Genomic DNA, 23749 nt, shown 5'->3' with positions numbered 1-23749 from the left:
AGTACATTGCAACGGTCTGTTCGCGCATGAGTGGCAGGGGCTTGGGAGGTCAGAGACCCAAACCTAGCCTGTTCACGCCGAACAGACTTTTTTTATGACCGCAATAGCCCGCAACTTGGGTTAGCAATTTTCCGGTCGAGGTCGCCCTCCTTTACTTTGGTGAGCAGCGACACTTGTGGGCCCACGTGCACACTCACGTTGTCGAGGAAATTATACACCAGCAGTACGGGTACCTGCAGGTAATCGAGGCGGGTGGTAGTGCTGGAAGAAGCGTTGGGCAAAGTACCCTTGAAGCCCTGGCGGCTGTAGAGAATTTCGGGCTGGAGGGAGAACTTATCGGAGAAGCTGAACTGGGAATAAAACCCGGCATGGAAAGCCGTGTAATTCTTCGTGTCGCCGTAATCCTTTTTGCCGTCGCCGCGGATGTCGGCAAAGTTCACGCCGCCCTTAATGCCGAACCCGCCGTTGCGGGAGTCGCTGGAGCTGCCGGAGGCGTAGTCCGTGGACTTACGGACGCCAATCGGGCCGTCCTGCGCTACGGCTACGGATACCGAAGTGAGGGCGCAGGAGAGAAGGAGCAAAAGCTTTTTCATAACAAGATGAGTCTGATGAGGAAAAAAGCCCGGCCGTTCAGCCACGGGCTGGTTTTATAGGCAGCTATACTTACATCCGAAAAGAATGTTGCGGGCGCGACGAGGGGTGACGGAAAAATAGGCGCGTTTTTTATTGCAAAAATCAAACGACTCAGTATATTTGGCTTTTTACGGCCGCCACCAGTACGGGGGCTTGCGGGGTATTAGCTCAGCTGGTTTAGAGCGCTACCTTGACAGGGTAGAGGTCACTGGTTCGAACCCAGTATACCTCACTACTTCCCCCTCTATGGGCTGCCGCTAGCGGCAGCCCATAGCTCAAGTCCCGAATCCGAAAATAACCGCCTGAGAGAGCGGTTATTTTTGTATCCGGCCTCCGCTATTCTGCCCGCTACATGATTGCTATTGCCTGGGCTCCCACCTATGCCCACCCGCTACCCGCGGGCCACCGCTTCCCGATGCTGAAGTACGAGCTGCTGCCGGAGCAGCTGCTGCGGGAAGGTACGATTACGTCCGCCAATCTATTCCAGCCCCAGCCCGCCACCCCCGCCGACTGCCTACGTGTACACGATGCGGCTTACTACCACCGCTTGGTGCGGGGGCAGCTGACCCGCCACGAGGAACGAGCTACCGGATTTCCGTGGAGTCCTCAGCTGATAGAGCGGGAGGTAACCATTCTGGGCGGCACGCTGGCCTGCGCCCGCCACGCCCTGCAGCACGGCGCGGCCCTGAACATAGCCGGGGGCACGCACCACGCCTTCTGGGACCGGGGCGAAGGGTTCTGCCTGCTCAACGACCAAGCTGCTGCCGCTGCCGGGCTGCTGGCCGAGCCGGTTTTGGGCGTGCACAAGGTGCTGATCGTAGATCTGGACGTGCATCAGGGCAACGGCACGGCGGCTATTTTTCAGGATGACCCTCGCGTGTTTACCTTTTCCATGCACGGGGCCCGCAACTACCCCCACCGGAAGGAAACATCCGACCTCGACCTGGCCCTGCCCGATGGCACGGACGATGCCACTTATCTGGCCCTGCTGGCGGATACGCTGCCCCGCCTGCTGGAGGAAGTACAGCCGGATTTTATGTTTTACCTCAGCGGAGTAGACGTGCTGGCCACCGACAAGCTGGGCCATCTGGGCCTCACCCGCGTGGGCTGCCGCCAGCGCGACGAGTACGTGCTGGGGTTGTGTCATCGGCACCGCTTACCTGTGGTCGTGTGCATGGGCGGCGGCTACTCCGAGCGTCTGGTGGATATTGTGGAAGCCCACGCCAATACCTTCCGGGTGGCGCAGGACTTATGGGGCTGATTGATTTAGCCTTCAGCCGGAATCAGCAGCTGCCAGCGGAAGGCCCAGCGCCAGCGAAGCGTGTAGCGGGTGATGCCCGCGCGTGCCAGTAGGTTTTCCCAGTCAGCGCGGCTAAAGGCGCGGGCCACGGAAAGCGGGGCATCGTGCCGGACCAGGTAAGAGCCGCCCAGCAGCCGGGTAAGCCACTTGATGCTGTAGTAAGCCAACGGGTGCCGGTGCAGGTCGTTGATGACCACGGCCACGCGGGCTTGCTGCCGCCAGTTGCGCAGAAACTGCACGAGGTCGTCGTCCGAGAAATGGTGGCAAAACAAGCTGCACGTAACTACATCAAATTGCTGCTGCTGGAATTCGGGCGCGAAGATGTCGTATTGAGCGTAGCTGATTTCGGGGTAGCCACCGCTATGCTCCCGGGCATAGTCGAGCATAAAGGCATTGGCATCGATGCCCGTAAGCTGCACGGGGCGCTGGCGGCGGCGGGCCCAGCGGGCTACGTAGCGCAGGGTGTCCCCGCCGCCGCTGCCCAGGTCGGCCAGTTGGAGGGGCCGTTGGGTGGGCCAGGGCAGCTGCGCCAAGGCTTCCGTCACCACGTTGTGGCCCCCCAGCCGGGCGTTGATGATGGCCAGCTCATCCAGGTTGCGCCGCAAAGCCTCGGAAGCCAGCGTGAGGTCGTCCATGAGTTCCGGCTGCGTGGCTCGGTGGGTAAAATCAGGCATAGACCACTTGTAGCAGCATGGATTCCAGCGTAAGCCCCGGCCCGAAGGCAAAGCTCAGGACCGGCGCGCCGGCATCGGTGGGCGCAAACGAGGCGAGCAGGTCGCGCAGCACAAACAGCACCGTCGCCGACGACATGTTGCCGTAGTTGCGCAGCACCTCGTACGCAAAGCGGTTGTCGTGGCGGGAAAGTCCTAGCTCCTGCTCAATGGTTTCCAGAATTTTGCGGCCGCCCGGGTGAATGGCAAAAGCATGGATATCGGCCAGCTTCACCGGGAGCCGCTCCAGCAGCTTCTCCGTGAGCTGGCGAATACCCTTCTGAATCATGCGCGGCACGTACGACGACAGCGTCATCTCGAACCCAAAGTCGTTTATGTGCCAGGCCATGTCGGCGTGCCCATCGGGCTCCAGGTCGCAGTGAAACGCGGTGAGGGCTAGGCTAGGGCCAGCGGCGGCCGGTACGGCCTGCACCAGCGCTGCCGCCGAACCATCCCCGAATAAAGCATTCGAAACCAGGTGGTCGTCTTCCGTGCTCTTCTGGAAATGCAGGGTGCACAGCTCCGTACACACGATGAGCACGCGCGCCCGGGCATCGGCCCGGCAGAAGGCATCGGCTACCTTCAAGGCGTTGAAGGCGGCATAGCAGCCCATAAAGTTGATGCAGGTGCGCTGCACGTCCGGCGCGAGGCCCAAGGTATGCACCAACTCAATATCCAGTCCAGGGGCGTACATGCCCGTGCAGCTCACCGTGATGAGGTGCGTGATGTCGGCAGCCTGAAGCTCCGGTAGCTGCTCCAGGCAGCTTCGGGCCGCCTCAGCGGAGAGGGGCAAAGCGTGCTGCCGGTAGGAAGCCAGCCGCTGGCCTACGGTTGGAAACGGCTCCAGCCCAGCCGTATTCGGGAAAAAAGTGTAGTCCCCGTTCGTGCGGCCATAGTCGGGCAGCACGGAATGGCGGTGCTCAATGCCCGAAACCCGGTAGAGGGCACGCAGCTTGCGGGTATCGGCATCACCCAGCTGCAGCGCCTGGGCCATGAAGTCGGCAATCTGTGGCTGGGCAAGGCGGTGGGATGGGGTGGCAGTGCCAATGGCACACAGGTAGCTGGACATTCGGTGCAGTTTACGCAAAGTACGCCTACGGCGCTGGTATAGTTAAGCTAATGGGGCAGCCAGCCTTAAAATGGCTGGCCGTGGGTGCCCTTCATGAGGAGGCGCACCGCCGCTGGCCAGTAACGTAACCCCCCAATGGCAATTTCGCTTAAAACGGGCCGCCCAAACAGCCGCTGCACGGCCCGGCCCACTTGCAGGCGGGGACCAAACTGCCGCCGCCAGGCGTGCTGGTAGCGGCTTTCCAGCGCGGGGCGGTCAACCTTCCCCGCCAGGAAGGCCGCAATATGCCCAGCAGCCAGGGCCGCTCCGTGCAGGGCCATGGCCATACCATTGCCGCAGAGCGGGGTAATGAGCCCGGCCGCATCCCCGCACATCAGCACGTGGTCCTCGATGGGCGCCTTTGGGGCAAAGGATATTTCGTTGATGACCTCGGGCTGCGGATACAGGAACTCGGCTTCGCCCAGCACCTTTGCCAAAAAAGGGTTGCGGGCCAGTACCCGCTCCTCCAGCGCCGGAATGGTTCCCTGCTGCCGGAGGTTGCGGCGGGTGGTGAGGTAGCAAAAACAATATTTCCCGTCTTCGATGGCGGACAGGCCCGCGTACCCGTCGGCGAAGTTGTGCAGGGCAATCAGGTCACGCGGGAAGTCGTAGCGCAGGTGGTATTTCACGGCCAGATACGGGGAGCGTTGCTGAAAGAAAGGGCGGTGAAACTGACGGTCCAGGTTGGCGCGCTTGCCATAGGCTCCCAACACCACCCGGGCCTTCAGTTGGCGACCATCGGCGAGGGTGATGCAGTGGGCATTGGCGCGGTCATCAAAGGTCACCTCTGTTACCGTTGCGCCGGTCTCTACCCGCACCCCGCGGGCCAGGGCCAGCTGGTAGAGGTGATAGTCAAGCTGGTAGCGGCTGATGCCGAAGCCTCCCAGATCCAGCGGGGCCTGCACCACGCGCCCGGCCGGGGAACTCACCAGCAGCCGGCTGATGCGGGCCGGCTGAAGCACCGCCGGCCCGGCCCCCAGGCGCTCCAGGTAAGGCAGTACCTCGTTGGAAATGTATTCGCCGCACACCCGGTGAAAAGGATACTGCTTCCGCTCGACTAGCGTCACGGAAACCCCACGGGCCGCCAGGTCGAGGGCGGCTGCCAGCCCGGCCAGCCCGCCCCCAATGATCAAGGTGCTCATGGGGAAAATATCAGAAAAGTCATACAAAAAGAGCGGGCTATATAGGTTTTTTCTTAAACAATGGATATATAGCTAACCAGATTCAGCAATAGGATGTTACCTTTGCAAACCTAATCGAATACTTCACGTTTAGTAGTCCTGGAAGAACTACTCTTCGTTTTGGCCGCGCCTGCTCCTATGATAAAACTCCTACGCTTCGCTTTCTGTCTCCTTCTGTTCGGCCTGCTGCCCGGTTCGGCGCTGCTGTCGACGGCGGCGGCCCAGCCAACGGAAAAGGTTGGCAGCAAACCTCAGCTAGAGGAAAAAAACCTCCTGGTTTACCCAAACCCGAGCACGGGTATCGTGCACGTTTCGGTGCTGGGCTTCGAAGGCCGCAAGCTGGAGCTGCGGGTGCTAAACATCATTGGCACAGTAGTCTACCGGGAAACGGTAACCGAGCTTTCCGACCGGTTTACCCGCACGCTGGACTTAAGCAAATTCGCCAGCGGCCTCTATTACGTGAAGCTGGATACCGACAACACCAGTACCATGCGCAAGCTCGTTATCCGCTAACGCAATCGTCTGATATTATCCTGCGTGCGGCTGCCCTTTCCGGGGCAGCCGCACGGCTTTTTTGGGGCCACTGCTATACCTATAAATCCCCAAATCCTGTTCAAAAAAAAGCCCTCCCGGTGGGGAAGGCTTGCTGAGAATCGACAGAAAGCGGGCGACTTAGTGCCGGACTGGTACCCTAACCGGCTGCAACGCCGGCTGACGCGTGGACCAGGTAGCCAGCGTAGCCAGACCGGCCACTAGGCTAATGCCAAAGGAAATGAACAGAATCATGCAGTAAGGTCGTTAAAAATACTGGCAACCATGGCGCCTGCCGGCTGGCAGGCGGAGTTGCTACTGGTTGAACTCCAAAACCTCGTACGAAGTTTCGGCTTGTACACCCAACTCACGCTGCTCCGGCTTCCAACTGCTGGCTTAGCTGCGCCAGCACGGTTTCGGTTACCTGCCGGATGTTGGTCGTCAGCGTGCTTATGCGGTGGGTATCGACGAGGGGCTGGCGGCCGATTCCAACTCCCGAATGGGCTCTTGCAGACTGCGCACGTTGAGGCGGTAAAAGCTGCTTTTTATGGAGTGCGCTACCTTGGCTACCCGGGCCACTGCTGGTCGGTGTAGGTGTGGGTTAGCTCGTCCAGGGCCGGTGGAGCAGTAGTTACAAATAGCTCCATCATGTACCGGATAAAAGTCTCGTCGCCTTGCGCGACTCATTCAACATTCCTTAGGTCAATTAGCTGCTCCGTTACCAGCGCGGCGGGCAGGTGCTGTTGTAGCAAGACGTAAAGCTGCTGGTCAGTAAAAGGCTTGGATAGGTAGGCCTGGAAAACTGCTACCTGGTGCAACTGCGTCTGGGCGGGCAGCACGTTAGCCGTAAGGGCTACTACCGGCGTAGGTGTCGCGGAAATATTCTAAAATGAGACTAACGGACGTTAGCTTATTATGGGGCAAAAGCAGCGCGCCGAAATAAGTGAAAAATAGGTTGCTCGATATAATGTTAACCTATATATTAGTTGTCTCGTAAAATTCAGTGAGTGAGTGAAGTGAGAGCCTTCCCAAGGCAAAATAGAAAGTCGCGCTGCAACGCGGCTTTCTGTGTTTTTTAGCCTATTTGAACCAGTGAAGTGACCTGTTCCGGTACTCCGGCCTTTACAGGGCATGCTGAAGGTCCGCTGCTTACTGGCTAGTATGCAGTATTTTGGCGGCTCGCTGTTTTTCGGAAGGAAGCGCTGTTATTCTTTAATTAATCTAATTTTAATTCTGGCTGACAAAAGGCCTAAATAAGATAGGCTTCTCCCCACCTAAGCATATCAGGTGTTTCGCGTAGCACTTCTTTCGGCAATGCCTGGCTTTGCTTAGGCGCACGTCACTAGCCCACCTATCGATAGGTGGGCTAGTGACGTGCGCGGCGGTTTCCTCTAAAACAGCTTAGTTGCTATCCTGGGCTGGCAGTCCTACTAAGCTGTCGTCGGTCACGGGCAGGCTGTTCATGTAGGAGCGAAACGCCATGGCTACTTCACTAGCCAGCGACATAGCCTGGGCCCGCAGGCGCCGGTCGTTGTGCGTCCGTTCCGTGGCTTTCAGCTGGCTTAGCTGGGTAAGGTAGTCTTCCAGTAAAACCAGTTCGGTAGGGTTAGCCGGGTCGGAAATGTAGCGGAAGTTATCTACCCGGTAATCATACCCATCATCGGTACAGTGGAAAGTAAAATCAAACCGTACGGCGCGCTCTTCTACTTTACCAGCCGGAGTCACTGGGCGCATCTTGGCTGTGCCCGTTATGCGGAGCGTGCCGGTAGATGCATCGTTAACGGCATCAGACTTGGGCCCGAAGGCAAACCGCTTGTCTATCCAGTCGGCCGCGCGGCTGAACAGCACGGCTTTGCCAGGCTCGGGGGCTGCTACCGTTTCAATGTACTGCATAGGCTCGTGGTCCTGGGCAAAGACGCGGCCGGATGATGCCGTCAGCAGGGCTGCGGTCATCAACATGAGAAAAGTTTTTTTCATGGCTTTAGCTAAGGAGGTGAACAGAGCGGAGCAATAGGCAAGCGGGGCAATTACAAAATAACGGCCTTTCGCAGGATTGAATATTACGAAGGACGTTATGAGTTCGTTAAGTTATGCAAAAATTGTGTTTTGCGAATAGGGTGGCACGTAAATAACTGTTCGTGCAGCCAAAAGGTTATGGCCGATGAATAATTTCTAGTCCTCATTTCAAGCGTTTTACCCACGGGTTTATCCCAGCCTTGCCTATTGCCTGTAGCCTAGTGGGTATTGGCGCCGACCAACAGGATACACTATTTTTTGGAGTTCAATTATTTCATGGATTACTACCCGGTTGATGGTACTATAAATACATCAATGGTCTGCACTCGTTTGCAGGTCAGTTAGATACGGGGGCTAGTAGCGCACGTGGGCGCTGCTTAAAGAGCCGCAGCAGCAGTGGTAGAGTATAATATTTTGACAATCGAAACTTAATTCTAAAGCAGTATTGCGGCGTGAAAAACTATCCGTAGCTTTGCATCATGCTTCACCTCATCCAGCAGAACTGATGAAGCGCGGGACTCAACAATACGCTGTCCTGCGAAAAGACCGCAAGGTCTTTTTCCACATTGACTCTTTTATTTTTTCTGGATTTTCCCGTTTTGCCGCTTCGGTTTTTGAAGCGGTTTTTTTGTGCCCAGCCGGGTCGGTCAGGACTTGGGGTAAGCAGTGCACGACCATTCTCCACCCTTCACTTATCCAAGGGTAATGCTTGTAAACGACACCACCACGCGCGCTGAGCAGATGGTAGCCGCCGTACCTGCCGCCACCCGTAACGTGCGCGGCAACCATGAATACTTAGCGGGAGAAGCCTTCCTCGCCATCCTTAACGTGTTCCAACTTATCGGTGTAGAAGCGCCGGTTATTCCCCGCCAGAAAAACAGCCGGGAGGCCATACCTTCCCCAGGCACCCGCGACAACGCCCTCTAGTACCTGCTTTACTTAAGCGCCCGGTAGCTTACCGGGTGCTTTATTTTTTATGCTGGCTTAAACGCCAGTAATGGAAATCCTGCCCTGGGGCAGGACCGGGTGGTTCACAGCTTGGACCTCTGAATCAGGGGAAAATTGGTGAAGATCCAAGCCCGTGAGCCACCCACTTCCAGTTCAACCAGAAACCTCCAAGCACTTTTGCAGCAACCCATCCTATGCAACTCGGCCCTCTTACTTTACAAAGCCCCGTATGCCTGGCGGCGGCCCCCTGGCAACTGCCGGCCGGGCCGGCTTACGACCGCCTGGGCGCTATTTTTACCCGCACCGTGACCATGGAGCCCAAACCCGGGCTCTACGAAGAAGGCATTTGGCAGGTGAACGAGCAGACCTTGCTCAACGCCACCAACATGCACACCGAAAGCGCCGAAATCCTGGTGCAGGAGCATTTGCCTCATCTGCTCAGCTACGGGGTGCCAGTGTTGGTGAGCATCACGGCGCCCGGCATACCGGGGTTTCGCAAGATTGCGCGCTTTCTGGCCCGGGAAGTTGGTTCCCAAATAGCCGGAGTAGAAGTTTACATCACCCAGCCTGACACCGAAAAAGGTGCGGAGCTGAACGCCAAGTTTGTGCGAGAAGCCACCCAGGCCGTGCGTAACGAGCTGGGCCCGGAGTCCGTCATCCTGGTAAAGCTGCCGCCGTGGCCTGAGCACATCCGCGGCCTGGGACTGGGCGCCCAGGAGGGTGGCGCCACCGCCCTGGCGGCTACCAACCTGCTTAAAGCTCTGCACCTGCCCGAAAATGCTGCCGATATGCCGGTAGCGGGTGGTCTCTCCGGCGAAGCGCTGCGGCCCGTAGCCCTGCGCTGCGTGTGGGAGTTAACCCACGATGCGCGTATTACCCTGCCCGTCGTTGGTACCGGCGGCGTATTCACGGCCGGCCACGTCACCGATTATTTGCGTTGCGGCGCCGTAGCCGTGCAGGTAGCCAGTGGAGAATGGCTGGAGCCCGGCCTCTCGGCGCGCCTGGCTGCCGAGTGCGGCCACCTGGTGCCGGTCAATTCCTAGTGCGCTGCCCGACGTTGTATTAACTCTCTCCCAAACTAGCCGCTTTACGCTGACTACCCCACCCATGCAAAAGCTTATTCAACGCACCGAAACCGCTAACACCCTGCTCTGCGTCGGCCTCGACCCCGTGGGCGACGACGCCCAGGTAGCCCGCCGCCTGGCCGAGGTTATCGACCAAACCAGCGAGTACGCCGCAGCTTTCAAGCCCAACCTGGCCTTCTTTCTGAGTCGGGAAAATGGCGTGCAGCTGCTGAAAGAAACGGTGCAGCGCATCCCGAAAGATATTCCGGTGATTCTGGACGGCAAGTTCGGCGACATTGCCAACACCGCCGACCACTACGCCCGCTTCGCCTACGACGTGGTGGGGGCCGATGGCGTAACGGTGAACCCCTACATGGGCGACGACGCGGTGCGGCCGTTTGTGCGGGAAAACAAGCTGGTGTTTGTGCTGGCCAAAACCTCGAATAAGTCGCAGTACTCCATGCAGGACATGGCCCTCACCCGGGGCGGCTCCCTCGCCGATGGGGTAGCCAAAGTAGCCAGCCGCCTGGATTCCGAAATCGGGGGTATTGGGTTGGTAGTAGGCGCCACTAATGCCGAAGCGGTGGGCCGCCTGCGTACCCTCTGCCCAGGTCTCTGGTTTCTGGTGCCCGGCGTGGGCGCCCAGGGTGGCGACCTGCAGGCCACGTTGAAAGCAGGCCTCCGCCCCAATGGCTCCGGCCTGCTGATTAATACGTCGCGCGTGTTGTGGCAAGCAGCCGATGCCGGCGCCACGGCGCGGGAGCTGGTGGCGCAAATCAACCAGTTTCGGGCGGTGCCAGCCTAGGTAATTCCTCATTTAGGGCTGGCCAAAGAATGCCGCGTGCTTGGTTGGAAGCAATACGCCGTCAAATGCCTGCGGTAGAGTTGCTTCGGCAAGTTCAGCCTGACGAATCTTTTGAAGAAAACTTCTTTTCTCTACCTCTTAATACGATAGTGTCACGCTCCACCGCTACCCAAACCACCTTCACCTCCGAAGCGCTAGAACAACAGCTCCTGCAGGAAGACGCGCTGCTGCGCGGCCACTTCCGCCTTTCCTCGGGCCTGCATTCCGATACCTACGTGCAGTGCGCCCGTTTCCTGCGCCGCCCCGACTTGGCCGCACCAGCCGCCGCGGAGCTGGCCCGGCAGATTCAGCAAGCCGGTTTGCAGCCCGATGTGGTAGTTGGGCCGGCTATGGGCGGCGTGGTCATCGGCTACGAGCTGGCCCGGCAGTTGGGCGTACCCGGCATCTTCACGGAGCGGGATGATTCGGGGCAGATGACCTTGCGCCGCGGCTTTACCATTGAGCCGGGGCAGACAATCATTATTGCCGAAGATGTGGTGACTACGGGCAAGAGCACCAACGAGGTAGCGCGGGTACTGGAAGGCCTGGGTGCAAAAGTTTTGGCTGTGGCCAGTTTAATTGACCGCACGGGTGGGAATGCTGCGCTGAATTTCCCGAACTTTGCCCTGCTGCCGGTCACGGCGGCTACCTACGCACCCGATGATTGCCCGCTGTGTCGGGCAGGTATTCCGGTGGTGAAACCGGGCAGTCGGCCCGATAAAGCGTTTTCTTGAACCTACTGCGACGTAATCGGCGCTGCGGCAAGGCATTTTCGGCGTACCCTGCGTGGGTATGCTTCCTCACGATAGCAAGTTCGCTAGGCGTGGGAAACCCGAAAAATAGATAACCAACCTCCTTTTGGACTCTACCCAAAGAACCATACAGCTTCTGCTCAAGCCCGGCCAACACGATGGCGAGGGCCAACGCGTAGCCGAAGCTGCCCAACGCCACCTAGGCCTCTCTACCGGCCGGGTGCAAAGCACCGCTCTCTACACGGTGCGCTACCCCGTGAGCGACGAGCAACTGCGCGACTTCGCCACCCACTGCCTCCAGGACCCCGTGCTGCACGACGTGGCCCTCGACGAGTTCCGCCACGGCGCCGAATACAAAAGCTACATCCTGGTAGCCAAGCTGCCCGGCGTAACCGACGACGAAGGCATCTCGGCCCAGAACGCCCTCGGCGACTTCCTGAACCAGCCGCTGGACACCCATACCCAGCACATCTTCAGCAAACGGCTCTACTTCCTGGAGCACGAGCTGCCGGAGAGTAGTCTGCGCCGCCTGGCCGAAGACCTGCTCGGCAACAAAATGATCAACCGCTTCGAGGTCGGCCCCATAGCCCAGATTCGCGACTATACGCCGCGGCCGGGCGGTGGGGCCGAATCTATTACGGACACAGTGCCGCTGGTAGGCCTCTCGGATGAGGAGCTGGTGAAGCTGTCGAAAGACAACCTTTACGCCCTGAACCTGGAGGAAATGCGTGCCGTGCGCGACCATTACACCAGCATCTCCGAAGCGCGCCAAGCTGCCGGCCTGCCCCAAGACCCCACCGACTGCGAGCTGGAAATCATCGCCCAGACCTGGTCGGAGCACTGCAAGCACAAGGAGTTTAGCGCTGTTATTAAGTATACCGATGCTGACACCGGCGAGGAGTTTGAAGTAGACTCGTTGTTCAAGACGTACATCAAAGACGCTACCTCCGAGGTAGACCGTCAGCTCCGCGCCAACGGCAACGACTGGCTGATCAAGGTGTTCAGTGACAACGCTGGCGCTGTGCGCATCAACCCCGAGTCGTTGTTTGTGTGGAAGGTGGAAACGCACAACTCGCCCTCGGCCATTGACCCCTACGGCGGAGCTATTACCGGTATACTGGGCAACAACCGCGACCCACTGGCTACGGGCATTGGCGGCGCACGGCTACTGTTCAATACCAACGTATTGTGCTTCGGCAACCCTGAGTTCAACGGCACCTTGCTAAGCAACCAGCTGCACCCACGACGCATTTTTGAAGGCGTGCGCAAGGGCATTGAGGATGGTGGCAACAAGTCGGGCGTACCGACGGTGAACGGCGCCATTGTGTTCGATGACCGGTACGCTGGCAAACCGCTGGTGTACTGCGGCACCGGCGCCGTGATGCCTATGCAGCTGGCTGGTCTCGACTCGTGGGAGAAGAACATTGACGCTCAGGACCGCATCATCATGGCCGGTGGTCGGGTGGGCAAAGACGGCATCCACGGCGCTACCTTCTCCAGCATCGAGCTCGACGAAACCTCGCCCGCTACGGCAGTGCAAATCGGCTCGCCGATTACCCAGAAGCTGGCCATGGACTTCCTGATCCTGGCTACCCGTCGCGGCCTCATCAAGTGCAGCACCGACAACGGTGCAGGCGGCTTGTCTTCCTCCATTGGCGAACTGGCTACCATCAGCGGCGGCGCCGTGGTGGAGCTGGAGAAAGTGCCCCTGAAATACCCTGGCCTACGTCCCTGGGAAATTTTCGTGTCGGAGTCGCAGGAGCGTTTCTCGCTGGCGGTGGAGCCGAGTAAGATGGCCGAGCTGATGACCCTAGGCCAGGAGATGGAAGTGGAGCTGACCGACATCGGTTACTTTACTTCCGATGGCAGCCTCGACGTGCGATTCGACGGGGAATCGGTGGCCCGCATTGACATGGAGTTCCTGCACAACGGCGTGCCGCGCAAAGTGCTGGAAGCCGAGTGGACCAAGCCTACGGCCCAGGAGCCCGCGCTACCCACTGACCTCGACTATACCGACGTGCTGAGCCGCCTGCTGGGCTCGCTCAACATCTGCTCCCGCGAGTCGGTGATTCGGCAGTACGACCACGAGGTAAAGGGCCGCACGATTATCAAGCCGCTTATGGGCGCTACCGGGCAGGCGCCGCAGGATGCCGCCGTGGTGCGCTTCAACTTCGAGAGCTGGGAAGGCGTGGCCGTGAGCAACGGTATTCTGCCCCGCTTCGGCGATTTGGACGCCTACGATATGTCGGCCGGCGCGTTTGACGAGGCTGTGCGCCAGATTGTAGCGGTAGGAGGGAAGCTGCCCAACCTGAGCTACGGCGACGGCAACTTCTGGTCGGTGAACGACAACTTCTGCGTGCCCGATTCGGTGTACGACCCCGCGACCAACCCCGACGGCAAGCACAAGCTGGCCAAGCTGGTGCGCATGTGCCAGGCCCTGCGCGATGCTACGGCGGCCTACTGCATCCCGCTCACCTCGGGCAAGGACTCTATGAAGAACGACTTCAAGGCCGATGGCGTGAAGATTTCGGTTCCGCCCACGGTCTTGTACTCCATGACCGCCAAAATCGGGGACGTGCGCCGCACCATCACCTCCGACTTCAAGCAAGCCGATGACGTGGTGTACCTGCTGGGCGAAACCTACGACGAGCTAGGCGGCTCAGAGTTCTACCAGCTCTTCGGTGAGCTAGGCGCCAACGTGCCCAAGGTTCGGTTCGAGGAAGCCAAAGCCCTCTACACGCTGATGGGCCAGGCCAACGACAACGGCCTCATTCAGTCTTGCCACGATCTGTCGGATGGTGGCCTAGCGGTAGCCTTGGCGGAAGCCACGTTTGGGCATGGGTTTGGCGCCGATGTGGAGCTGCCCGCTACTGGCCTAGGCCTGTCGGCGCAGCTGTTCTCGGAGTCGCACTCTCGCTTTGTGGCCACGGTGGCGCCAGAGGATGTGGTGGCTTTCGAGCAACACTTCGGCGCCCGCGCTACCCGCCTCGGCGTGGTGACGCAGAACAGCCAGCTCACGGTGCGCCACGGCGGGCAAACCGTTATTTCGGCCAGCACGGCAGCTCTGCGCCACGAGTGGACGAATGGCCCAGTAAACAGAATTATCGGCTTCGGCCAGCACGAAGCGGCTCAGATATCATGAACGAGAAACCATTATTTCCGGATCTGAATTCGCCGCCCATGCCGCAGCGCGACGAAACGGGACCAGCGAAAACCAACGCCGACGGTTCCGTGACGGTGCTCGGCTATAAGAGCATTGACGGCGGCCACGAAAGCACCGAGCCCCTGAAATCATCAGGAGAACAACCTGGCAACTGGCAATTGGCAACTGGCAACTCAAACGTGCGCGCCCTCATCCTAACGGGCTTCGGCATCAACTGTGAAGAGGAATTTGCCGCCGCCTACAAGCTAGCCGGCGCCGAGCCAACCATCGTGCACCTGAACCAAGTGCTGCACGGCCACGTCAGCATTCACGACTACGATATCCTAAACTTCCCTGGCGGCTTCAGCTTCGGCGACGACCTAGGCTCGGGCGTGGTGCTAGCCAACAAGCTGCGCTACCGCAAAAACGCGGAGGGCCGCACCTTGCTCGACGACATCAAGGAGTTCATTGCCAACGGCAAGTTCGTGATGGGCATCTGCAACGGCTTCCAGGTGCTAGTGAAGCTAGGCCTGCTCCCCAACCTGAGCGGTAACGTAACGCCGGAAGTAACCCTGACGCACAACGCCTCGGGCCGTTACGAAGACCGGTGGGTACGCCTGAAAGTCAATCCCAAGTCGAACTCGCCCTTCCTGAAAGGCATCGACTCGATGGAAGTGCCCGTGCGCCACGGCGAAGGACGCCTGATTATCAAAGGCGAAGAAACCCTGGCTCAAATCGAAGTACGTGCCCTGAACTGCCTGGCCTACACTGATTTCGACGGCTCGCCGACGGACGTGTATCCGCATAACCCCAACGGCGCCGACCTGAACTGCGCCGGTCTGACTGACACCACCGGTCAGGTATTCGGGCTGATGCCACACCCCGAGGCTTTCCTTTCGCTCTACAACCATCCCGACTGGGCTCGGCGCAAACGCCAAAACCCGAATCTAAGTGAGGAAGGGGACGGCCTGCGCTTGTTCCGCAACATTGTGGAGCACGTGCAAAGCCAACGTCAAACTGCTACCACACCCCAGGAAGCCCGCCAGTTTTCATCCTAGACACCTCCGCAAGCTGCTGGCCTAGCGTCGGCTGCTAACTCGTTGTATGAACACCCTCAACCACTTCGATACCCCCCAGCTCGAACTTCTGCACCGCGGCAAAGTTCGTGACTCGTACCGCGCCCCTTCCGGTGAGCGGCTTATCGTGGTAACTGACCGCCTCTCGGCGTTTGACTCGGTGCTGGAAACGCCCGTGGCCCACAAAGGCGCGGTGCTGAACGGGCTGGCCGCTTTCTGGTTCGACAAGACCCAGCACATCATCCCGAACCACGTGATTTCGCTGCTCGACCCAAACGTGACGTTGGCCAAGGAGGCCGAGCCCATTCGGGTGGAGATGGTGGTGCGGAACTACCTCACGGGCTCGATGCTGCGCGGCTACCAGCAGGGCCAGCGCACGTTCTCGGGCGTAACCGTGCCGGACGGCCTGACCAAGCACCAGCAGTTCCCCGAGCCCATCGTGACGCCGACCACGAAAGAGGAGTCGGACCGCGAGATTACGCCGGAGAACCTGGTGTCGGAAGGCTGGGTGACGGCGGAGCTGTACGAGAAGATGCGGGTGAAGGCGCTGGAGTTGTTCAACTTCGCTTCGCAGTGGATGGCCGAGCGCGGCATTATCCTGGTAGACACCAAGTACGAGTTTGGCTTGCTGGACGGGGAGCTGATTCTGATTGACGAAATCCACACGCCCGACTCGTCGCGGTTCTGGAGCGCCGAAGACTACGCCAAGAACCCCGAGACGGCCGAGCAGATGGACAAGGAGTACGTGCGCCAGTGGCTGATTGCCAACAAGCAGGACGGCCAGTACCCCCGCGCCCTAACCCCCGAAGTATCCGCCGAAGCCACCCGCCGCTACCTCGATATCTACGAGCGTATCACGGGCGCCCCGCTACCTACCAGCGACGAAACTACTGGCAACGACGTGCAAGCCCGCCTCATCGGCAACCTGGTACGCGCCGGTATCATGAAAGGTGCCTGATAAGACGAAGCGAATGAAGAGTGCGAAACACAAACAACTAGTGCAAGACTACATCGAGGCGTACAACCGTTTCGATGCAGACGGGATGGTGCGCCATCTGCACGAGGACGTGGTGTTCCGCAATATTTCCGGGGGCGAAGTCAGCCTGACAACTAACGGCAAGGAAAGCTTCCGTCAGCAGGCTGAGCAAGCCCGGCAGTACTTCACGCAACGGGAGCAGCGCATCACCGATTGGCAAATAGCGGACAACCGCGTGGAAGTGCTGATTGACTACACCGGCGTGGCTGCCATCGAGTTTCCCAACGGCCTCAAACCGGGCGACACGCTGCAGCTGCAGGGCAAATCCGTTTTCCAGTTCGCTGACGGGCTAATCAGCTCCATCGACGACATTAGTTAATCCTGCGCTAACGCTTATATGCCCACCGCCACCGCCATCCAGCTCGACGTTTCCTCGCCCCAGGCGGCGGAGGCGCAGCCCTTGCTCGACGCCTTGTCGGAGCAGCTGGGCACGCGCTTCGGCAGCGACGGGCGGGCCTCGTTTACGGAGTGGCACGCGGCTGACCCGCGCTATATTTTCCTGCTGGCCCGCCAGGATGGGGAAGCCGTAGGCTGCGGCGCAGTGCGACCCATAGCGGAGGGTATTGGCGAAGTGAAGCGCATGTTTGCCAAGTACGCTCGACAAGGCATTGGCGAAGCGGTGCTGCACCGGCTCGAAACCGAGGCCCGCCGCGCCGGCTACACCGAGCTGTGGCTGGAAACCCGGGTAGCCAACACCGAGGCCTGCCGCTTTTACCTCAAGAACGGCTACCAGCGCCGCCCCAACTACGGCCAGTACCATGGCCGCGAAAACTCTGCCTGCTTCGGCAAGCATCTGCCTTTTTCTGACGCAGCCGACCTACCTACTTATGACTAGTCTTTTGCCTAAACCCATAGTACTCCTCGGCGGCGGGGCCCGTGAGCACGCCATGGCCTGGAAGCTGACCCGCGACGGGGCCACCGTGCACGTGCTGCCCGGCAACGCCGGCATTCCCAACAGCCACCCCGACATCAGCGCCACCGACTTTCCGGCCATTCAGCAGTTCTGCGAGCAGCACGGCGTCAAGCTTATTGTGGTGGGGCCCGAAGCTCCCCTGGCGGCGGGTGTGGTGGACTACTTTGCCGGTTCCAATATCCGCGTGTTTGGCCCTTCGCGGGCCGGGGCGGTGCTGGAAAGCTCCAAGGTGTGGAGCAAGGACTTTATGCGGCGGCACGGGGTGGCCACGGCTATGTCGTGGCAGTACCGCAGCGATAAGCTGGCCGAAGCCCGCGCCAAAGCCAACGAGCTGAATGGGCAGGTGGTGGTGAAGTACGACGGGCTGGCCGCCGGCAAAGGCGTGTACGTGTGCTCTTCCGTGGAAGAAGCCCAGGCCGCCCTCGACGATCTGCAGCTCCAGCACACCGGCTGGTTTAGCTTCTTGCTCGAAGAAAAGCTCATGGGCCCCGAAATCAGCATCATCGGCGTGACGGATGGTAACCGCGTGCGGCTGCTGGCCCCATCGCAAGACCACAAACAGCTGCTGGCCGGCGACCAAGGTCCCAATACCGGCGGCATGGGCGCCTATTGCCCCGTGCCCTTTGCCGACGACAACGTGCTGGCCGCCATCCGCACCAGCATCGTGGACCCCACGTTGCGCGGCCTGCAAAACGAGCAGTTCAACTTCAAAGGCTTTCTGTACTTCGGCATCATGCTCACGGCCCAGGGCCCGAAGCTGCTGGAATACAACGTGCGCCTCGGCGACCCGGAAGCGGAAGTACTGCTGCCGGCAATGGAAAGCAGCCTGCTCGAACTTATTGAAGCGACCCTGGATGGCAAGCTGCAGCAGACGACAGTACGCCAACGGCGCGGCTGCTACGTGGGCGTGGTGCTGGCCTCGGGCGGCTACCCCGCTGCCGACTTCCCCACGGGTTTTCCCATCACCGGCCTCGACGAGCTTCACCCTAGCATTATGGCCTTCCACGGCGCTACCCGGCGCAATGCCGCGGGCGAGCTGGTAACCAGCGGCGGCCGGGTATTGGTACTGGTTGGCGCTGGTGATGAGCTGGAAGAGGCTGTGGCCCATGTGTATCGGGAAGCAGAAAGAGTTAAATTTAAGGATGCCTACATCCGTACCGATATCGGCCAGCGGCCGGAACCTACCCTTGCCGGCAACTGGTAATCAACGCACCCGCAAAGCGCGCCTGGCCATTTTGCTGTCGGGGCGGGGCTCCAACATGGTGGCCCTGGTAAACGCTGTGCAGACCGGTGTGCTGCAAGGGCTGGCTGAAGTAGCCGTGGTATTCAGCAACAAGCCCGATGCCCCTGGGCTGGCCACGGCCGCCGCCATGGGCTGCCCTACGGCCTCCCTCAACAGCCAGGGCCGCAAGCGCGCCGAGTTTGATGCCGAGGTGGTTGAAGTGTTGCAGGCCTACCAGCCCGACTACGTGGTGCTGGCCGGCTATATGCGCATTCTCTCCCCCACGTTCATTCGGGCGTTTGTGGGCCGCATTCTCAACATTCATCCCGCCGATACGCACCAGCACCAGGGCTTGCACGCCTATGAGTGGGCCTTCGAAAACCAACTTCCGGAAACCAAAATCACGGTGCATCTGGTTGATGAGGGCCTAGATACCGGCCCCATTCTAGCTCAGCAGCCAGTGAGTCTGCGCGGGGCCGATACCCTGGCGGAGGTAGAACGCCGCGGTCTGGCGGTGGAGCATTTTCTCTACGCACATACCCTGGCCCAGCTCATTCAGGAAAAACCGCTTACCCACCCCGAGGCGGGGGCCTCTGTTGCCCCGGTCGCGCATTCGGCGCTGCTGTCGCCTGGCTCACCTTCTCCGTTTTCGGAGAAGCGGCCGGGGGGCAAGGCGCTTCAGTAGTACCACCCACCACCCAATCGCAGCGGCCCCAGGACAGGTCACTGGCAACTGACAACTCAACATGTGCGGAATAGTAGGTTTTTACGGCCCCGATGACGTTGCGCACGACATCGTATTTGGTCTGACGGCGCTTCAGCACCGCGGCCAGGATGCCGCCGGCATAGCCACCTTCGACGACAACTTTCACCTCTGCAAGGGCAACGGCCTTATCTCCGACGTGTTCCGGCCCAAGCAGCTCAAAAAGCTGAAGGGCAACATCGGCATCGGGCACGCCCGCTACACCACCCAGGGCTCCAGCGACGCCGAGCTGGCCCAGCCCTTCACGACCAGCTACCCGTTTGGGCTGGCCATGGTGCACAACGGCAACGTCATCAACTTCCGCCAGGCCGCCAAGCGCCTGCACGAGAAGTACCACGTGCTGCCCAAGACCAGCAACGATCTGGAGCTGATCATGTACACCTTTGCCTCGGAGCTGCGCCTGAAAAACCTCGACAACCTCTCGGTAGTCGATATTTTCGACTCGGTGGAAACTACCCAGGAACTGGTGAAAGGCGCCTACGCCACCATTACCGTGATTGCCGGGCACGGCCTGCTGGCATTCAACGACCCGCTGGGCATCCGGCCGTTGGTACTGGGCTGTCGCCAGACCGAAAAAGGGCCGATTTACGCGTTTGCCTCCGAAAGCACCTGCTTCGATTACCTCGGCTTTGAATTCATTAAGAATGTAGGGCCCGGGCAAGCGGTGTTCATTGACAAGGACTTCAAGGTTCACTACAAGAATCCCTACAGCCTGCCCAAAAAATTCTGCGTCTTCGAGCACATCTACTTCGCCCGCGAAGATTCCACCATTAATGGCCGCCTGGTAGCCCGGGAGCGGGTGCGGCTGGGCAAGCTGCTGGCCCGCAAGGTTATTGAGTCGGGGATACAGCCCGATATGGTCATCGACGTTCCTTCGTCGGGGTACTTTGCGGCCTCTGGTCTGGCCGAGGCCATTGGGGTGCCTTACCGCCGGGCTCTGGTGAAAAACAACCACATGGGCCGTTCCTTCATTGTGAGCAGCCAAGCTGGCCGTGAGGACATCGTCAAGAAGAAGCTCAACCCTATACGGGAGTTCGTGGAGGGGAAGAAAATTGCCGTGGTCGACGACAGCATCGTGCGCGGTACTACTTCCCGGCGCATTGTGCGCATTCTGCGCGAGGCCGGGGCGTTGGAAGTGTACTTCATCAGCAGTGCCCCGCCCATTATCTCGCCCTGCATCTACGGCATTGATATGGCCATGAGCACGGAACTGATTGCCGCCAACTACACGGAGGAGGAAATCTGCCGCTACATTGAGGCCGATAAGGTTATCTACCAGTCTATTGAGGATTTGCAGGAGCTGTTTTCGGAGGACAAAGGCCACGGCGGCAACTGCTTTGCTTGCTTCACTGGCAACTACCCTACCGGCGACGTAACCAAGTACCTACGCCACATCCAGGAGGAGCGCCAAAGCCACCGCAGCGACAAGAAAGGCGCCGACGTGATTCCCTCCGTGAGTGCCAAAGCCCCCGAACCAACCGAGCATTGATAAAGAGCTTAGATCTGAGAGCTTAGAACCTAGAACCGAAAGGCAACCCGACGGCTCTTCTTCAGGCTATATCCTCTAGGCTCTATTAGCTCAGTTCTCAGTTTTAAGTTCTACTATCTAAGCTCTAATTTCTAAGTTCTACAGATGAACGACCTCAAAGCCACCGCCGGCTATTCCATCGAAGAAGGCAACGCCGCTTCCAAGAATGCTTACCACTGGGCCCAGAAAACCTTCTCCACCCGCGCTGGCAAGCCCGGCGAGCCGGCCCAGGATCTGCAAGGCGGCTTCTCCAACGAAATCCGCTTTGGGGCGGAGCGCCTGGGCATCGGCTCCGACGGCATTGGGACCAAGATTGAAGTAGCCGAACGCCTGGACCGCTACGACACGCTGGGCTACGACCTGATTGCCATGGTGGCCGACGATCTGGTAGTGGCTGGCTTCATTCCTACTAACCTGTCGAACATCATCGACGTGAACACGCTCAACTATAAGGTGGTAGATGAGCTCATGCGCGGCCTGCACGACGCGGCCCAGTTCAGCCAAGTGGCCGTAACGGGGGGAGAAATTGCCGAACTGGGCAACCGCATCGGCGGCTACCCCGGCGCCAAAATGAACTTCAACTGGTGTTCTACCGCCGTGGGTGTATTGCACCCTAGCCTGGAGCGTCCCCTGAGCGGGGCCAACGTGCGCGCCGGGCAGGCCGTGGTAGCCCTCCGCTCGCCTTCTTTTCGCTCCAATGGCTACTCCCTGGCCCGCCGCGCCCTCACCAAAGCCTTCGGCGAAGCCTGGCACCATGCCCCTTACACCGGCTCCGATGCGGCCGAAATGGGGCAGACCTGGGGCGAAGTGATGCTGGCGCCTTCGCTTATCTTCGCGCCCGGCGTGGCAGCGGTGCTGGATGCTGGGCTTCCCGTGCACGCAGCGGCTCACATCACGGGCGGCGGCATTGCCGACAATTTTAAGCGCGTACTCAAAAACGGTGTAGGCGCCGAGCTTGACAACTTGTTCGAGCCCCTGCCAGCTATGCAGGAGTTGGCTAGTCTGGCCGGCATCACGCCTACCGAAGCCTACCTCTACTGGAACATGGGCAATGGCATGCTGCTCGTGACCGACGAAGAACGAGTTGAAGCGGTAGTAGAGGCCCTGCAGGGGAAAGGCTATCAGGCACAGGTAGCCGGACGCATCACGGCTGACCCAGTAGTAGTGCTGCGGGTGGGCGCTGGCGAACTGCGCTATGCCTGATCGGCAGTAGCCATACTATAAGGTAAAGGGAGCGGGATGTATTCTCGCTCCCTTTTGCGTAGCAGAGGACGCATACGCAGCGCCCTCCGGTGAAATGTGCCTTCCGCAAGTCGCAGATTGGCCGCAGGCAGCTTGGTGTGCCATTGGCAAGTTTCTGCTGTTCTTCCTGGAGACCGTTACGGGCATCATGGAGGTCTTGGGACCCCGGCTATAAAAAGCCGGGGGCTTTTCGTTCATAGCCCCCCAGTATGCTTGTAGTAGCTGGAATTATTGAAAAATGTTTACATAGTTAAAATGCCTTGTTTTTTAAGGGGGTATTTTCAAATAATGATAGTAATTCAGAAAAATGACCTAAAAAACTATAGGGTAGTATTGCATATATGTATTCAGTGTTTATATATTGGCATCAGATTATAAGGGGCTGTGTATTGCAGCCGTGCCCCCTGGGCTTCCGCTCTGAATTAGCTGCTCTTGCCTGCCAACTCCCCCCGCGGCAAGCGAAATCTTCCCTTCGGACTACACTGGTACTGCAGGACCGGTTAGCAATTTTTTTGAACAGGATACACCGACTGTACTCAGCCATACCTCGCGGACGCGCCGGCACCGGGCTATAGCTGACTACGGGAAGTGAGAATAGTGAAGCCGCTGGTCGCGTTTCGACGTGACTGAGCGCTGCCTTGCTGTGTGTCACACTTAACCCAAACGGTATGTTGCTCTTTACCACTTTGCTGGCTATGTGCTCCCCTTTAGCCGGGGACGCTAACGACTCAACGGCGCACGCGCCACCCTACAAGCTCTCCGGCTACGCCGATGTGTACTATCGGTACAATTTCCAGAACCCCAAAGACGCACCCTATAACAACCTCACCAGCTTTACCAACAGCCACAATTCGTTTGAGCTGGGCATGATTTCGCTGAAAGGCGAGCATACCATTGGCAAAGTAGGAATGGTGGCGGATATTGGGTTTGGTCGGCGGGCCGAGGAATTCTCCTACGCCGATGACAAAACCCGCTTTATCATCAAGCAGCTGTACCTCACGTACAGCCCCACCGAAAAGCTGAAGCTGACGGCTGGCAGCTGGGCCACCCACGTCGGATACGAGTCGGTAGACCCCTACCTGAACCGGAATTACAGTATGAGCTATATGTTCTCCTACGGTCCGTTTTTCCATACGGGCCTTAAGGCCGACTACCAGCTCACACCCAAAACCACTCTGATGGCCGGGGTGGCCAACCCAACCGATCTGAAAAGCGCCAGCGCGATGCCCAAGGTGCTGATTGCGCAGGTGGGAACCAGCTCCGGCGACGATAAAATCAAAGCCTACTTCAACTACCAGGGTGGCCGCCAGCTTGATTCGCTACGGCTGCAGCAGGGGGATGTGGTGCTTACTTACGCTTTCACGCCGCAGTTCAGCTTCTCCTACAATGGTACCGTGCAGTACCGCAGCGAGCGGACGGAAACCGGCTGGCAGAAGGGCACCACGTGGTGGGGCTCGGCGGGCTACGTGAACTTCGACCCGGCTCCATGGCTGGGATTCACACTGCGGGGCGAGTACTTCTCCGACCGCAAAAATATCCTCGGCTTCGACCAGGACATTCTGGAGGCCACGCTGTCGGCCAACCTGCGCAAAGACAACCTGACGCTCATTCCCGAACTGCGCCTGGATAGCGGGCAGCAAACGGGCGGCCTTTTCGTGAACTCGGCCGGCAACGTGCGCAAATCCACGACTACTGCCTTGCTGGCGGCCGTCTACAAATTCTAGCCTCCTCAACTTTTTC

Annotated in this window: 21 protein-coding genes and 1 tRNA gene; 17 read left to right on the top strand and 5 right to left on the bottom strand. The window is 59.3% G+C overall.

Annotated features, from left to right (window positions below):
- Positions 1 to 92: 92 nt before the first annotated feature.
- On the bottom strand, positions 93 to 593 hold the full coding sequence (locus tag FY528_RS05530; protein WP_149069983.1) for a porin family protein: 501 nt from the start codon (positions 591 to 593) through the stop codon (positions 93 to 95).
- Between the two features lie 197 nt (positions 594 to 790).
- Here FY528_RS05530 and FY528_RS05525 point away from each other — a divergent pair.
- Positions 791 to 865, top strand: a tRNA-Val gene (locus FY528_RS05525).
- A gap of 120 nt (positions 866 to 985) precedes the next feature.
- Positions 986 to 1894, top strand: a complete 909-nt coding sequence (locus FY528_RS05520; RefSeq protein WP_149069982.1) for a histone deacetylase family protein — start codon at positions 986 to 988, stop codon at positions 1892 to 1894.
- A 5-nt stretch (positions 1895 to 1899) separates the two neighbouring features.
- On the opposite strand, the gene FY528_RS05515 is transcribed toward FY528_RS05520, so the two are convergent.
- The 3 genes from FY528_RS05515 to FY528_RS05505 all read right to left on the bottom strand — a co-directional run bounded on the left by FY528_RS05515 (position 1900) and on the right by FY528_RS05505 (position 4893).
- On the bottom strand, positions 1900 to 2607 hold the full coding sequence (locus FY528_RS05515; RefSeq protein WP_232066238.1) for a methyltransferase domain-containing protein: 708 nt from the start codon (positions 2605 to 2607) through the stop codon (positions 1900 to 1902).
- A complete protein-coding gene (locus tag FY528_RS05510) occupies positions 2600 to 3712 on the bottom strand; it encodes a type III polyketide synthase (RefSeq protein ID WP_149069981.1) in 1113 nt (370 codons plus the stop codon). Before FY528_RS05510 ends, FY528_RS05515 begins: the two co-directional genes overlap by 8 nt.
- Positions 3713 to 3777: 65 nt before the next feature.
- Positions 3778 to 4893 (bottom strand): NAD(P)/FAD-dependent oxidoreductase, encoded by a 1116-nt coding sequence (locus FY528_RS05505; protein ID WP_149069980.1) that lies wholly within the window; start codon positions 4891 to 4893, stop codon positions 3778 to 3780.
- A gap of 177 nt (positions 4894 to 5070) precedes the next feature.
- Here FY528_RS05505 and FY528_RS05500 point away from each other — a divergent pair, with 177 nt between their 5' ends.
- Positions 5071 to 5445 carry a T9SS type A sorting domain-containing protein gene (locus FY528_RS05500; protein ID WP_149069979.1) on the top strand — a complete coding sequence of 125 codons (375 nt, stop codon included), beginning with the start codon at positions 5071 to 5073 and terminating at the stop codon, positions 5443 to 5445.
- A gap of 1419 nt (positions 5446 to 6864) precedes the next feature.
- Here FY528_RS05500 and FY528_RS05495 read toward each other — a convergent pair.
- A complete protein-coding gene (locus FY528_RS05495) occupies positions 6865 to 7440 on the bottom strand; it encodes a DUF4468 domain-containing protein (protein ID WP_149069978.1) in 576 nt (191 codons plus the stop codon).
- A gap of 744 nt (positions 7441 to 8184) precedes the next feature.
- On the opposite strand from FY528_RS05495, the gene FY528_RS05490 reads away from it, so the two are divergent.
- The 14 genes from FY528_RS05490 to FY528_RS05425 all read left to right on the top strand — a co-directional run bounded on the left by FY528_RS05490 (position 8185) and on the right by FY528_RS05425 (position 23733).
- Complete coding sequence (locus FY528_RS05490) at positions 8185 to 8406, top strand: hypothetical protein (RefSeq protein ID WP_149069977.1); 222 nt, start codon at positions 8185 to 8187, stop codon at positions 8404 to 8406.
- 215 nt (positions 8407 to 8621) lie between these two features.
- Positions 8622 to 9470 (top strand): dihydroorotate dehydrogenase, encoded by an 849-nt coding sequence (locus FY528_RS05485; protein WP_149069976.1) that lies wholly within the window; start codon positions 8622 to 8624, stop codon positions 9468 to 9470.
- A gap of 64 nt (positions 9471 to 9534) precedes the next feature.
- Complete coding sequence (pyrF, locus tag FY528_RS05480) at positions 9535 to 10296, top strand: orotidine-5'-phosphate decarboxylase (protein WP_149069975.1); 762 nt, start codon at positions 9535 to 9537, stop codon at positions 10294 to 10296.
- Between the two features lie 149 nt (positions 10297 to 10445).
- A complete protein-coding gene (gene pyrE, locus FY528_RS05475; RefSeq protein WP_232066239.1) occupies positions 10446 to 11069 on the top strand; it encodes an orotate phosphoribosyltransferase in 624 nt (207 codons plus the stop codon).
- Between the two features lie 124 nt (positions 11070 to 11193).
- Positions 11194 to 14229, top strand: coding sequence for a phosphoribosylformylglycinamidine synthase subunit PurL (locus FY528_RS05470; protein WP_149069973.1), 3036 nt, complete (start codon positions 11194 to 11196; stop codon positions 14227 to 14229).
- Positions 14226 to 15287 (top strand): phosphoribosylformylglycinamidine synthase subunit PurQ, encoded by a 1062-nt coding sequence (locus tag FY528_RS05465; protein ID WP_222931790.1) that lies wholly within the window; start codon positions 14226 to 14228, stop codon positions 15285 to 15287. Before FY528_RS05470 ends, FY528_RS05465 begins: the two co-directional genes overlap by 4 nt.
- Positions 15288 to 15333: 46 nt before the next feature.
- Positions 15334 to 16263: a phosphoribosylaminoimidazolesuccinocarboxamide synthase gene (locus FY528_RS05460; protein ID WP_149069972.1), complete on the top strand. Its 930-nt coding sequence runs from the start codon at positions 15334 to 15336 to the stop codon at positions 16261 to 16263.
- 13 nt (positions 16264 to 16276) lie between these two features.
- A complete protein-coding gene (locus tag FY528_RS05455) occupies positions 16277 to 16660 on the top strand; it encodes a nuclear transport factor 2 family protein (protein WP_149069971.1) in 384 nt (127 codons plus the stop codon).
- 18 nt (positions 16661 to 16678) lie between these two features.
- The gene (locus FY528_RS05450) at positions 16679 to 17176 is read left to right on the top strand and encodes a GNAT family N-acetyltransferase (protein ID WP_149069970.1); all 498 of its coding nucleotides are present in this window, start codon (positions 16679 to 16681) and stop codon (positions 17174 to 17176) included.
- On the top strand, positions 17169 to 18458 hold the full coding sequence (gene purD / locus FY528_RS05445) for a phosphoribosylamine--glycine ligase (protein WP_149069969.1): 1290 nt from the start codon (positions 17169 to 17171) through the stop codon (positions 18456 to 18458). Before FY528_RS05450 ends, purD begins: the two co-directional genes overlap by 8 nt.
- Positions 18442 to 19161 carry a phosphoribosylglycinamide formyltransferase gene (gene purN / locus FY528_RS05440; protein ID WP_262383915.1) on the top strand — a complete coding sequence of 240 codons (720 nt, stop codon included), beginning with the start codon at positions 18442 to 18444 and terminating at the stop codon, positions 19159 to 19161. Before purD ends, purN begins: the two co-directional genes overlap by 17 nt.
- Before the next feature lie 61 nt (positions 19162 to 19222).
- On the top strand, positions 19223 to 20728 hold the full coding sequence (gene purF / locus FY528_RS05435; RefSeq protein WP_149069967.1) for an amidophosphoribosyltransferase: 1506 nt from the start codon (positions 19223 to 19225) through the stop codon (positions 20726 to 20728).
- A 144-nt stretch (positions 20729 to 20872) separates the two neighbouring features.
- Positions 20873 to 21970: an AIR synthase-related protein gene (locus tag FY528_RS05430; protein ID WP_149069966.1), complete on the top strand. Its 1098-nt coding sequence runs from the start codon at positions 20873 to 20875 to the stop codon at positions 21968 to 21970.
- Between the two features lie 707 nt (positions 21971 to 22677).
- Positions 22678 to 23733: an outer membrane beta-barrel protein gene (locus FY528_RS05425; protein ID WP_149069965.1), complete on the top strand. Its 1056-nt coding sequence runs from the start codon at positions 22678 to 22680 to the stop codon at positions 23731 to 23733.
- Positions 23734 to 23749 lie beyond the last annotated feature (16 nt).

The organism is Hymenobacter lutimineralis (genome assembly GCF_008271285.1).
Lineage (GTDB): Bacteria > Bacteroidota > Bacteroidia > Cytophagales > Hymenobacteraceae > Hymenobacter > Hymenobacter lutimineralis.
Note: the sequence above shows the minus strand (reverse complement) of the source record. Positions and strands in the feature narration are given on the sequence as shown.

What these genes read in the sequence shown, in the direction of transcription:
- FY528_RS05530 (WP_149069983.1), bottom strand. Translation starts at nt 593, where the DNA reads ATGAAAAAGCTTTTGCTCCTTCTCTCCTGCGCCCTCACTTCGGTATCC.
- FY528_RS05520 (WP_149069982.1), top strand. Translation starts at nt 986, where the DNA reads ATGATTGCTATTGCCTGGGCTCCCACCTATGCCCACCCGCTACCCGCG.
- FY528_RS05515 (WP_232066238.1), bottom strand. Translation starts at nt 2,607, where the DNA reads ATGCCTGATTTTACCCACCGAGCCACGCAGCCGGAACTCATGGACGAC.
- FY528_RS05510 (WP_149069981.1), bottom strand. Translation starts at nt 3,712, where the DNA reads ATGTCCAGCTACCTGTGTGCCATTGGCACTGCCACCCCATCCCACCGC.
- FY528_RS05505 (WP_149069980.1), bottom strand. Translation starts at nt 4,893, where the DNA reads ATGAGCACCTTGATCATTGGGGGCGGGCTGGCCGGGCTGGCAGCCGCC.
- FY528_RS05500 (WP_149069979.1), top strand. Translation starts at nt 5,071, where the DNA reads ATGATAAAACTCCTACGCTTCGCTTTCTGTCTCCTTCTGTTCGGCCTG.
- FY528_RS05495 (WP_149069978.1), bottom strand. Translation starts at nt 7,440, where the DNA reads ATGAAAAAAACTTTTCTCATGTTGATGACCGCAGCCCTGCTGACGGCA.
- FY528_RS05490 (WP_149069977.1), top strand. Translation starts at nt 8,185, where the DNA reads ATGCTTGTAAACGACACCACCACGCGCGCTGAGCAGATGGTAGCCGCC.
- FY528_RS05485 (WP_149069976.1), top strand. Translation starts at nt 8,622, where the DNA reads ATGCAACTCGGCCCTCTTACTTTACAAAGCCCCGTATGCCTGGCGGCG.
- pyrF (WP_149069975.1), top strand. Translation starts at nt 9,535, where the DNA reads ATGCAAAAGCTTATTCAACGCACCGAAACCGCTAACACCCTGCTCTGC.
- FY528_RS05465 (WP_222931790.1), top strand. Translation starts at nt 14,226, where the DNA reads ATGAACGAGAAACCATTATTTCCGGATCTGAATTCGCCGCCCATGCCG.
- FY528_RS05460 (WP_149069972.1), top strand. Translation starts at nt 15,334, where the DNA reads ATGAACACCCTCAACCACTTCGATACCCCCCAGCTCGAACTTCTGCAC.
- FY528_RS05455 (WP_149069971.1), top strand. Translation starts at nt 16,277, where the DNA reads ATGAAGAGTGCGAAACACAAACAACTAGTGCAAGACTACATCGAGGCG.
- FY528_RS05450 (WP_149069970.1), top strand. Translation starts at nt 16,679, where the DNA reads ATGCCCACCGCCACCGCCATCCAGCTCGACGTTTCCTCGCCCCAGGCG.
- purD (WP_149069969.1), top strand. Translation starts at nt 17,169, where the DNA reads ATGACTAGTCTTTTGCCTAAACCCATAGTACTCCTCGGCGGCGGGGCC.
- purF (WP_149069967.1), top strand. Translation starts at nt 19,223, where the DNA reads ATGTGCGGAATAGTAGGTTTTTACGGCCCCGATGACGTTGCGCACGAC.
- FY528_RS05430 (WP_149069966.1), top strand. Translation starts at nt 20,873, where the DNA reads ATGAACGACCTCAAAGCCACCGCCGGCTATTCCATCGAAGAAGGCAAC.
- FY528_RS05425 (WP_149069965.1), top strand. Translation starts at nt 22,678, where the DNA reads ATGTTGCTCTTTACCACTTTGCTGGCTATGTGCTCCCCTTTAGCCGGG.